Genomic DNA, 12,186 nt, shown 5'->3' with positions numbered 1-12,186 from the left:
TTCGCAAATCGGCTAAGCGCCACGTTCGCCGTCGATCCGAGCTTTAAGCCACTGATAACTGCGCTTTTCCACCCATTCGTAGCTCAGCCACGAACCGATAGCAATGGCCAGTGCGCAGGCGCCAAACATCAAATACGGGTTGATCCCATAGCGCCGGGCCAGATACCCGCCGGCCGACAGCACCAGCACGTGCATCAGGTACACCGAGTACGAACAGTCGCCCAGCAATTTGAGCAACCTGTTGCGCTCGACATGTCGCTCCAGCGCAATGCTGGCCATGACCAGCACAGCACTGGGCACGCCCCAGTTGAGCAATCGGGGTTCCGGTGGCAGGTGATAGATCGCCAGCAACGCCGCGCCGATCCCCAGTAACGGCAGCCAGAGCGCCGGCCCGATCCAGCCGCGGCGGTAAAGCATGCCGACGCCGATCCCCAGCAGGAACTCATAAACGATGTCCGAGCGATAAAACTCGCTGACCCAGCCAAACCCGGTCCAGGCCTGGCACACCGCAAACAGCAGCGCCGCGACCACCAGCAAGCGCACTTGCAGCCGGAACAACAGCGCCCAGGCGAACAACACGTAGAACAGCATTTCGTAATTCAGGGTCCAGCCGACGTTCAGGGTCGGGTAGATCCCGTAGCCACCGGGGTTTTCGGTCGGGATAAACAGCAGCGACAACAGCAAATGGCTCCAGTCCACTGTCTGATCCGGCAGCAATGGCCGGGCGAACACCACCAGCAACGCCATCAGGACGGTGTAGAGCCAATACGCCGGCACAATCCGAAACAGTCGATACAGCAGAAACCGCGTCGGCGGCAACGCCTTGCCTTCGGTGGACAGGAAAATCACCAGCCCGCTGATCACGAAAAAGATATCGACGCCCACCGCGCCCTTGTCGATGAACAGCTGCCCTATCGGCCCGCGCGCCTTGAAGTCGAAGAAAATCTGCATGAAGTGATGGCAGACCACTGCCCACGCGGCGAGCGCTCGCAGGGCCTGCACTGAAATCAACATTGCCCGCTCCCCTCACTCTTTCCGAACCACCACTTAACCCTGTGGGAGCGGCGGTGCGACGACTCGACTTGCCCGCGATGGCGGAGTGTCAGGCCACTTAAATGCTGGATGGGCCGCCGTCATCGCTGGCAAGCCAGCTCCCACAGGAAATTTGTGTCCAGTCAGAAATTGGGACAGCAGGCTCGTATCAAACGATCAAAGATTCTCGTACCGGTTCATATCCAGCACGCCCTCTTCCACCGGCTCGGTCTCGTGGATGTACTGGCTCAAGTCGTGGAAATAGAACCAGAACTGCGGATGACTGCGGCGGATGCCCCAACGTTCGACGATCTTCTCGAATTGCGGCGCATCCTTCGCGTTTTCCATGGCATCGACAAACGCCGGCACCTGATCAGCCGGGATGTTGAACATGAAGTTCGGGTAGCTGCTGAGCACACCCGGATAGATCGTCAGCGTATCCAGCCCCGGTTGATAGCGCAGCGATTCACCGAGCAGGAACGCCACGTTGCTGTGGGCGCGGTTGCGCATCAGGCTGTAGACCTCGCGTTTGCCGCTGCGGGTTTCAACCCGAAGCATGGTCGCTTCCGGCAATTGATCGATCACTTTCAAGCCAGCCGCCGGGCGTGAAGTCAGGCGGCTCAGCGCCTGTTCGGCGTTTTGCAGGGCCGGGTCGATGTTCGGACGCGAGCAATAGGCGTCTGCGCAGCGGTTGATCGGATCCGGATGCGCGTTGAGGTCGCCATAGCGCGCCAGCAATTGCATGGCGAAATCGTGTTTCGGATCTTTCTCGTCGAGCTTCAGCGCGGTCGGCTTGTCGTCATCGATGGCTTCGTAATCGAGCCACATCTTGAACTGGCCGCTGCTCTGGTACCAATCGTCGAGGTAGCCCTCGCGAGAATCGGCAGGCATCAGACGCAGGAAGTTCTGCTCGGCGCCGTTGCGGATCAGGTCGAAATACAAGCGGGTTTGCGCCTGATGGGAGACGTTGCCGAACACATCGAAATTCACCGCCAACTGGTAATAGGTGCGCTCCAGCAGCGGATAGTCGAACAGCCACATCGTCTGCGGCACTTCGCCGATCAGGCCCTTGGTCACCGAGGCGCTGTCGAAGTGACGGAAGATGCTGAGCAAGGCGTTGTCGTTGCCGGCCCACAGGGTCGACCAGCTCGGTGCCGGCAGGTCGGCGTAGCTGTCACGGCGCAGGGCTTCGTATTTGTTTCGCTTGTTGCGGTAGTTGTGCCACAGGCTCAGCACGCTGCCGACATCGTCGTTCTGCCCCGGCATGGCCAGCAACGGCGTGGCCTGGCCGCGATAGTTCGGGTCGGTGATGTACAGGTCGTGTTCCGGCGCCTGGAACAGCGCCCAGAAGTTGTCGCGGATCACGTCGGTTGCGATCTGCCCGCGGCATACCGGGCCGCGAATGAATGTACGCACGAAGTATTCGGCGTTATCGAGCATGAACTGATAGCGCGCCTGCGCCGGAATCGCCTCAAAGGTCGCGAACGGGTTGGCCCGGCTCTGCGGTCCGTAGCCCGGCAAGGCATTGACCTGCCAGTGGCCGTTGTAGAACAGGCTTTTGACCCGCGCCATCTTCGCCGCGCTCAGCGGATAAGTGATGTGGGTCTTGTGCACGATCACGCCCTGCACCGGCCACAGGCGGTAGTAAACCTGGGTACCCGGATCGTCGTTCGGGCGACGCGTGGCGATCAGATCGATCGGCTTCCCCGTCGGCGTGCGCGAACGCACCCACTGGAAGTAATGCCCCGGCTCGCCGTCCTTGAAATAGATATGCGCCAGGAACCAGTGCTCGAACAACCAGCGCCCGACCAGGCTTTCCCGCGCGCCGGGCTGGTTGAGCAGGTTTTCCCACTGAACGATCTGCAACGCCTCCTTGGCGCTCGGCGCCAGGCCTTGCTCATCGATCGGCGCACCGGACGCCAACCAACGTTGCAACGTCTGATATTGCTGATCGGTCAGGCCGGTCACCGCCAGCGGCATGCCCTCTTTCGGATGGGCGCTGGCATAACCGTCGAACTCGGCGGGCATCGCGCACAGGTTCTCGCGATTGAGCCCCAGCACGATGTCTTCCGGCAGTTTGGCGTTGGGCGTCAGCGGCGTTTTGTGCCCCAGCTCCAGCATGCGCGCCATCAGCGCGGCCTGACTGCCTTGAGCATCGAGTACGGAATAGAAATCTTTCTGCTGCCAGGCACGTTTGCCAAAGGCGTCATAGAACAGCCGCGTGGTCGGTGCCGCCTGGGTGCGTTCGCCATCATAGACCGGCATCTTGCTCGCACCACGGGCAGCGCCCTCGCCGCTGCCCAGATTGAGCTGGCAGGCGGAGTCGTAGCACGCATGGCAGGCCACGCACTTCTCGGTGAAGATCGGCTGGATATCGCGAGTGTAAGAAATAGCGGGAGAAACGGCAGGACTTTGCGCCGCCGCGCCAAAGCTTAAAAACAGCAATGCAATGCTGATGACGCGGTACGACATGTCCCTGATCCTGATCCAGAAGAAAAACGCCGCGATTCTACCGTTATGACGACCGTACCAACATGAGCGATATTCATGCAAAAGCGCCACATGCTCTAAAACCGCACAGGTTTGTTATGATCCCGGCCCTTCGTCATGGTCTTTTTCCGAGTAGTCCCAATGTCCGATCGCAGCGTTCGCCTTCAAGCTCTCAAGCAAGCTCTCAAAGAGCGCATCCTGATTCTCGACGGCGGCATGGGCACGATGATCCAGAGCTACAAGCTCGAAGAACAGGATTATCGCGGCAAACGCTTCGCCGACTGGCCGAGTGACGTCAAGGGCAACAACGACCTGTTGGTACTGACCCGCCCGGACGTGATCGGTGGCATCGAAAAAGCCTACCTGGATGCCGGCGCCGACATCCTCGAAACCAACACCTTCAACGCCACCCGGATTTCCATGGCCGACTACGGCATGGAAGAACTGGTCTACGAACTCAACGTAGAAGGCGCCCGGCTGGCGCGCAAGGTCGCCGATGCGAAAACCCTCGAGACCCCAGACAAGCCGCGTTTCGTCGCCGGCGTGCTCGGTCCTACCAGTCGCACCTGCTCACTGTCACCGGACGTCAACAACCCGGGCTATCGCAACGTCACCTTCGATGAGTTGGTGGAGAACTACACCGAAGCCACCAAGGGTCTGATCGAGGGCGGCGCCGACCTGATCCTGATCGAAACCATCTTCGACACCCTGAACGCCAAGGCTGCGATCTTCGCCGTGCAAGGCGTGTTCGAAGAACTGGGCTTCGAGTTGCCGATCATGATTTCCGGCACCATCACCGATGCCTCCGGCCGTACCCTTTCGGGCCAGACCACCGAAGCGTTCTGGAACTCCGTGGCCCACGCCAAACCGATTTCGGTAGGTCTGAACTGCGCCCTCGGCGCCCGCGAGCTGCGTCCGTACCTGGAAGAGCTGTCGGACAAGGCCAGCACCCACGTATCCGCCCACCCGAACGCCGGCCTGCCGAACGAATTCGGCGAGTACGACGAGCTGCCGGCGGACACTGCCAAGGTCATCGAAGAATTCGCCCAAAGCGGTTTCCTCAACATCGTCGGCGGTTGCTGCGGCACCACACCAGGCCACATCGAAGCCATCGCCAAAGCCGTCGCCGGCTACGCGCCACGGCAGATTCCCGACATTCCCAAGGCATGCCGCCTGTCGGGTCTGGAACCGTTCACGATCGATCGCAGCTCGCTGTTCGTCAACGTCGGCGAGCGGACCAACATCACCGGTTCCGCGAAATTCGCCCGCCTGATCCGTGAGGACAACTACACCGAAGCCCTGGAAGTCGCCCTGCAGCAGGTCGAGGCCGGCGCCCAGGTGATCGACATCAACATGGACGAAGGGATGCTCGATTCGAAGAAGGCCATGGTGACCTTCCTCAATCTGATTGCCGGCGAACCGGACATCTCCCGCGTACCGATCATGATCGACTCCTCGAAATGGGACGTGATCGAAGCCGGCCTCAAATGCATTCAGGGCAAGGGCATCGTCAACTCGATCAGCATGAAAGAAGGCGTCGAGCAGTTCATCCACCACGCCAAGCTGTGCAAACGCTACGGCGCGGCAGTTGTAGTGATGGCGTTCGACGAAGCCGGCCAGGCCGACACCGAAGCGCGCAAGAAAGAAATCTGCAAACGCTCCTACGACATTCTGGTCAACGAAGTCGGCTTCCCGCCGGAAGACATCATCTTCGACCCGAACATCTTCGCCGTAGCCACCGGCATCGAAGAACACAACAACTACGCTGTGGATTTCATTAACGCCTGTGCCTACATCCGTGACGAACTGCCGTATGCCCTGAGCTCCGGCGGCGTGTCCAACGTGTCGTTCTCGTTCCGCGGCAACAACCCGGTGCGCGAGGCGATTCACTCGGTGTTCCTGCTGTACGCGATCCGCGCCGGCCTGACCATGGGCATCGTCAACGCCGGTCAGCTGGAGATATACGACCAGATCCCGCAGGAACTGCGCGACGCCGTCGAAGACGTGATCCTCAACCGCACGCCTGAAGGCACCGATGCCCTCCTCGCCATCGCCGACAAGTACAAGGGCGACGGCAGCGTCAAGGAAGCCGAAACCGAAGAATGGCGCGGCTGGGACGTCAACAAGCGTCTGGAGCATGCGCTGGTCAAAGGCATCACCACCCACATCGTTGAAGACACCGAAGAGTCCCGCCAGTCCTTCGCCCGCCCGATCGAAGTGATCGAGGGCCCGTTGATGGCGGGCATGAACATCGTCGGCGACCTGTTCGGCGCCGGCAAAATGTTCCTGCCGCAGGTGGTGAAGTCCGCCCGCGTGATGAAACAGGCCGTGGCCCACTTGATCCCGTTCATCGAGCTGGAAAAAGGCGACAAGCCGGAAGCCAAGGGCAAGATCCTGATGGCCACGGTAAAAGGCGACGTGCACGACATCGGCAAGAACATCGTCGGCGTGGTGCTGGGTTGCAACGGCTATGACATCGTCGACCTCGGCGTGATGGTGCCGGCCGAGAAGATCCTGCAGGTAGCCCGCGAAGAAAAATGCGACATCATCGGCCTGTCCGGCCTGATCACCCCGTCGCTGGACGAAATGGTCCACGTGGCCCGCGAGATGCAGCGTCAGGACTTCCACCTGCCGTTGATGATCGGCGGCGCGACCACTTCCAAGGCGCACACGGCGGTGAAGATCGAGCCCAAGTACAGCAATGACGCGGTGGTCTACGTGACCGACGCCTCCCGCGCCGTGGGCGTGGCGACGCAGTTGCTGTCCAAGGAACTGAAAGCCGGTTTCGTCGAGAAGACCCGCGAAGAGTACATCGACGTCCGCGAGCGCACCGCCAACCGCAGTGCCCGCACCGAGCGCCTGAGCTACGCGGCCGCGATCGCCAAGAAGCCGCAGTTCGACTGGGCCACGTACACCCCGGTCAAACCGACCTTCACCGGCACCCGCGTGCTGGACAACATCGACCTCAACGTACTGGTCGAATACATCGACTGGACGCCGTTCTTCATCTCCTGGGACCTGGCCGGCAAATTTCCGCGCATCCTTGAAGACGAAGTGGTCGGCGAAGCGGCGACCTCGCTGTACAAGGACGCCCGCGAGATGCTCACCAAGCTGATCGACGAAAAGCTGATCAGCGCCCGTGCGGTATTCGGCTTCTGGCCGGCCAATCAGGTGCATGACGACGATATCGAGCTGTACGGCGATGACGGCAAGCCCATGGCCCGCCTGCATCACCTGCGTCAGCAGATCATCAAGACCGACGGCAAACCGAACTTCTCGCTGGCCGACTTCGTCGCGCCGAAGGACAGCGAGGTGACCGACTATGTCGGTGGTTTCATCACCACCGCCGGGATCGGCGCCGAAGAAGTGGCCAAGGCATATCAGGACGCTGGCGACGATTACAACTCGATCATGGTCAAGGCGCTTGCCGACCGTCTGGCCGAGGCCTGCGCCGAATGGCTGCACCAGCAGGTGCGTAAGGAGCATTGGGGTTACGCCAAGGATGAAGCCCTCGACAACGAGGCGCTGATCAAAGAACAGTACTCAGGCATTCGTCCTGCACCGGGCTACCCGGCGTGCCCGGATCACACCGAAAAAGCCACGCTGTTCGCCCTGCTCGACCCCGAGGCGCAGGAAATGCGCGCCGGCCGCAGCGGCGTGTTCCTCACCGAGCACTACGCGATGTTCCCGGCGGCAGCGGTCAGCGGCTGGTACTTTGCGCATCCGCAGGCGCAGTACTTCGCCGTGGGCAAGATCGACAAGGATCAGGTCCAGAGCTACACCTCGCGCAAGGGCCAGGAACTGAGCCTGACCGAGCGCTGGCTGGCGCCGAACCTGGGTTACGACAACTGAACAATCAGTGCTGATCAGCCCCTCCGGAAGAGGAGGAACCACCGGGTTCCTCCCAGTCCGTGTCTGCCATCCATTGTTCAAGCGTCTCCCGGGTAATGCCCAGTGCCGACTGATAGCCCGTACGATCAAAATAGTCACGGATCCGTTGCAGACTGGCAGTCGACAGTGAGCGATAGTTTCCGGATAAACGGGTGTCGAGCAGCAGCTCGTCATGATTGCCGTCAAAGAGCTGCTCCGGAATATCCCTGATCGAATTGCCCAACAATCTCAGTGTGCGCAAGTGTTCGGCCTGTAAAACTTGTGCCGGCCATTCCCTCAGGTCGTTACCGCTCAAATGCAGCGCTTCGAGCCAGGGCGGGATCGCTTCGTTGAAGTAGCGGATCCGGTTGTGGTTCAACTCCAGCAGTTCCAACCCCTCAAGAGACGCTGCACTGAAGGCTCTGAAATGGTTGAGGTTCAGGCGCAAGCGCTTGAGATGGTTCAGCGAACCTAATAATTGCTCGGCTGCATGAGCGTCATGCAACCGATTGGCGGACAAATCCAGTTGCTCCAGTCGCTCCATATCGCCAATGGCTTGCGGCAGGTCTCGCAGCGCGTTGGCTGCCAGATCCAGGGTTTCCACTTGATTGAATGACGTGAGAAACCCTTGCAGCCCCTGCTCGCTCAGCTCCAGCCCCCTGAGGTTCAGACCCTTTACATGAGGAAAGGCTTCCGGCAGGTCGGGCAACGCCCCCACACCGGGAATACCCTCCAGATCCAGCACATAGTCGGTTACGCCGGCCTCGCCAAACAGGCCCATTTGCCAGCACTCCATGATTCTGTGCGCCGCCTGCGCCCGGCCTTTCGAGGAAATCCGCGGCTGCCTGAAACGCATGTCGACACTGCGTCGCACGAAGATCCAGCCATTGAGCTCGCGCGTCAGCGCTTCGAACCGTTGGTTCCAGTCATTGATACGAGCATTGACTTGCGCGTCGGTAGCCCCGAAGCGCAGGTATTCGACCACGTCAATCGCGTCCTCCTCCGACAGACCGGGAATCACCCGCTGCAAGCGGCTGATGAAGGAAGAAAGACTTTCTTCGGCAGGCGGCGCCGGTGGCAACTGCAACAACCGCGATGCCACACGGGATCCGGTCTCCATGGGTTGCGCGCTCCTGTCGGGCAGGGGTTCAGCGGCAAATCTCGCCAGCGCTCCCTCCGGCAGCCCCAGCGTCGACTCGACTCGGGACCGGGCCGCCTGCAGCTGAAGTTGTGTGTCTGGCCCAAGGGGAGCACCCGTCAGAAGCATGTTGATCAGCAGGTCATCACGGGCCAGAGCCTGCGGTGGCAGCGAGGTAACGCGGGTGTTTCGCAAATCCAGCCAGCGCAACGCCAGAAGGTCCTCGGCGCCCCGTGGCCACTGCTGCAACTGCGTGCCTTCAAGGCTCAGCGCCTTCAAGTTCGGCATGCTCGACATATCCAACCTGTAAATCGGATTGCCGGACAGGTCGAGTTCGACCAGTCTGGCGCGGATATCCGTCGGGATCGGGTTGGTTGTCAGCGCACAGTCACTGAGGTCGAGATATCGAACCTCGGGAAAAGCGCGGAGGAAATTGCGGATCTGACCTGTTTCCGACCGACGCGATTGCACAAGCAGGGACTTGACGTGGGGAAAGCTCGCCGACAGCGACGGCAGCGGATCATCGCAGACCCAGACAAATTGGTCGTAGCCGCGATTGCTCGCAGCCAAGGGGGCTTCACGCCAGCAGCGTTTCAAGTCATGCGCGGCTCTCAAACGTTCTTCAAGGCCGGGGCCGGGGGCGGCCCAGTGATCGAGGGTCGATTCAAGGCGTTCCCATTCCTGAGCACGCTCGTTGAGCCACTGCATGATCTGAACATCACTTTGCCCCTCTCGCATCGCTCGCAGCACAACTCCGTTGGCCTGTCTGAAATCCAGATTCGGATAGAGTTCCAGCACTTGCACCGCGAGTGAAGTGTTGATCCCCGGGCGCCCCAGCGCGCCCTCGCCACTGGCGAGATACCCAAATCGACGATTCTTGAGGCGTATCGGAGGTTGGTACGTACGGTTGCTCGGACTTGAGGGGGCCACGGCCGTACGAACCTGCTCAGGATGCGCCGTTGCATGGTCGATGATTGCCCGCTGCAAGCGAGCGCTGCTTTCACTTCCAGACAGCCCCAGACCTTGACTGGCTTCCTGTGGCAAGGCGCGCATGAGCGAGGGAAAAAAGGTATCGAGCTGGCCGTTCTGCGTCCATCCATGGTCACTGAATGCCTGAAACAGCGGCCCTTGCTTGACCACGTACACCCGGTTCGTGACCGACTCGCCGCCAATCGCCTCCAGCAACGGCCCGTGAATGTGTGAATCACGAAGTTCAAGCCGCACATCGTCCGGCCAGCCCGGCAACTTTTCGAGTAATCGCAAGGCCAGCCGGCAGCTGTCGATGGAGGGATGCTCTTGATGCAGGCCGGCATAGGTTCGGGCCGCCCTTCCCTGTCCGGCGTACCAGCGTGCCTCCTCCAGCAGGCGGCGCGGCACTGAAGTCGACGTTTGCAAAGCCGCCAGTGATTCTGCATCTGCATGGGCAAGAACTTCCCGGCCAGCGTTTTCACCGAGACCCGGACATACCCGTTGCAGTTTGAGGAGCCGTGCATCCGGTGTGGCGGTTTGACGTTGCGCGTCGAACAGTTGCAACGCATCGGCCAGTTCAGGCGGTGGCGGCAGGTTGTCCATGTGCATTCTGCGCAAGCTGTCGTCACTGACTGCGCCTATGTCGGCGATGGCCAGCAATTGCTCGTCGGTCAGCATATCGGTGCTGTGACCGATTCGGCGTAAAAGTGTCAAGCGATCCCAGGACAACGGGCGCTCCAGTGTGGATCGCCAGGCGCCGGCACCGTTGTGGCTCAGTATCGGCTGATAGGCATCAGGATCGCGGGGATGCCTGATACGCCAGCGCAGGGATGCCCTGTCCCAGTTCTTTTCGTAGACCCGGCCCTGCAACCGGATCCAGGCTCGTTCCTGTGCAATGAATTGGCCCTGAGCATTAGGCCCGCCCTGGGGAAGCTGTTCAACAGGGCTTTCATAGACCGTCAGATCCGGGTTCCACAACCGTGTTTGACCGTCAGCCAATGTGACTGGCCGCAGTTTTTCTATGACCGGCGCAGCCGTGGCCGGCTTGAGGCGGGACAGGACTTTACCGGCGCCAGCGAGCAAACCGAACAGAGCCAGGTTCTCCGCAACATCGATCAGGTGCGCCTTGGCGGCCCTGCGATCGCCTTCGCTCCACTCGATGACGCCTTCAATGGATTCCTCCAGCAACTGGCCAACCATCACCGCCGTCATGATCTCACCCAGCACCGGTACAAAACCCGCTGCGGTGGTCAACACCTGCATGCCGATGTTCAGTAATGTCGCGAGTTTCCTGCTGCGTACCTTTTCGTCGACATCTGCCGTGGGCACAGCGTGACTGCGGGCATCGGCAATGGTCCGCTCACGGTGCCGTTCAAAGAGATAGTTCCACAGATCGACATTTTCAGAGGTGGGATTATCGCCCTCCCGTGGAATCACGGTGGGGGCCAGAAAAGGGTCATCCTCGGGGGACTTTGTCTCCACGGTGGGAGGCCTGTTATGAATGCGCCAGAGGCCCCCGAAAGGATTGAGGAGTGCGATGGCATCAGCGGAAAAATGAGCCGTGGACGATGAGTCGTGCAAGAAACGGCTGAAATAGTCCCCACGATCGGCATACGCCACGAAACGACTGAAAAACCGCTGATAGGCCGTCGGCACCGTATCTTCAGACGACAAGCCGTCGCGTTCAGTGAATCTTCGTTTGAACATCGCCTCCATTTGTCTGCGGGTATAACGCTTCAACGGGTGATAAGGGTCATGGGGAATGTAGAGCAGTAGATCATCGGTATAACGCTCGTCTTCACTGATCGAAAAACAGACGCAGCCTGTCATTCGATGCTTCATCAGGCTCAGATCGTGAAACCAGACGTTCTTGCGGCCCAGACGCGGATGAAGGTCTCCATCGATGACCGACAGGATCATCGTGTAATCCTCGGGTTCGATGTCCCCACAGGACAACGCGTACTGCGCAGCAGCGTGCAGATCGGCTTTGGCAGCGCCGATGAATGTCTCACGCAGTGCCGTTGCGGCCTGCGCATCTTTGGAATCAAAAAAGTCCTTGAGATAGGCCTGATACTTCGCACCGATATCCAGCGAACGGCATAAAGCCATGAATCGAGTCACGGTCATCGGCGTTGTCAGGGGCAGCAACTCTCCGGGTTTCCTCCGTTCGACCAGAAAACCGGAAGAACGGTGAAAGGCCCCCGGTTCGCATTCCGAGTCTTCGAAGTTATGCAGGGCCGCCTGCAGTAACGAAAGTGTGGAGACTTCATAAACCCCCACTTCAATCGAGAAAATACCGGCCTCGACAGCTTTGTTCAGGCGCAGATAGATCGTTTTGACATCCATTTCGATGCCGAACTCGTCTCGTAACGCCTTAATCAGCAGAGGCTCGGCAAACGTGTCGATGTCCTGCAGGGATGACAGTTGTCTGTCCAGCCGGGACTGGGCGACAAAGCTGGCGGTAAATCCGTCATTCAGGGCTCGACGCTGCGCCCGGGTGGCTTGCCGATAGCCAGGCGGCAGCGTCGCACGGGCGCTTTTGAGTTCTGCGCGGCGCTGCGCAGTGGCGTCCGTCAACCAATCGGGAATGGCCTGTTCGAGAAAGGCACCGTGGATGCTCTGTGAGGCGGCTGGCTTCATTCCGGTAGCCGGGATCGATGACATAACGCTTCTCCTGTGAAAGTGAA

Annotated in this window: 4 protein-coding genes; 1 reads left to right on the top strand and 3 read right to left on the bottom strand. The window is 60.2% G+C overall.

Annotated elements, in window-relative coordinates:
- Nucleotides 1–12: 12 nt before the first annotated feature.
- On the bottom strand, nt 13–1,014 hold the full coding sequence (locus CAF79_RS00395) for an acyltransferase (protein WP_085695927.1): 1,002 nt from the start codon (nt 1,012–1,014) through the stop codon (nt 13–15).
- Between the two features lie 195 nt (nt 1,015–1,209).
- Nucleotides 1,210–3,504: a fatty acid cis/trans isomerase gene (locus CAF79_RS00390; RefSeq protein WP_085695926.1), complete on the bottom strand. Its 2,295-nt coding sequence runs from the start codon at nt 3,502–3,504 to the stop codon at nt 1,210–1,212.
- Between the two features lie 159 nt (nt 3,505–3,663).
- On the opposite strand from CAF79_RS00390, the gene metH reads away from it, so the two are divergent.
- Nucleotides 3,664–7,374 (top strand): methionine synthase, encoded by a 3,711-nt coding sequence (gene metH / locus CAF79_RS00385; RefSeq protein WP_085695925.1) that lies wholly within the window; start codon nt 3,664–3,666, stop codon nt 7,372–7,374.
- Between the two features lie 4 nt (nt 7,375–7,378).
- Here metH and CAF79_RS00380 read toward each other — a convergent pair whose 3' ends face one another.
- Entirely contained in the window at nt 7,379–12,163 is a 4,785-nt protein-coding gene (locus tag CAF79_RS00380; RefSeq protein ID WP_139832538.1) for a dermonecrotic toxin domain-containing protein, read from the bottom strand.
- Nucleotides 12,164–12,186 lie beyond the last annotated feature (23 nt).

Source organism: Pseudomonas sp. B26(2017) (assembly GCF_002113045.1).
Classification (GTDB): Bacteria; Pseudomonadota; Gammaproteobacteria; order Pseudomonadales; family Pseudomonadaceae; genus Aquipseudomonas.
This window is presented reverse-complemented; position numbering and strand designations above follow the sequence as displayed.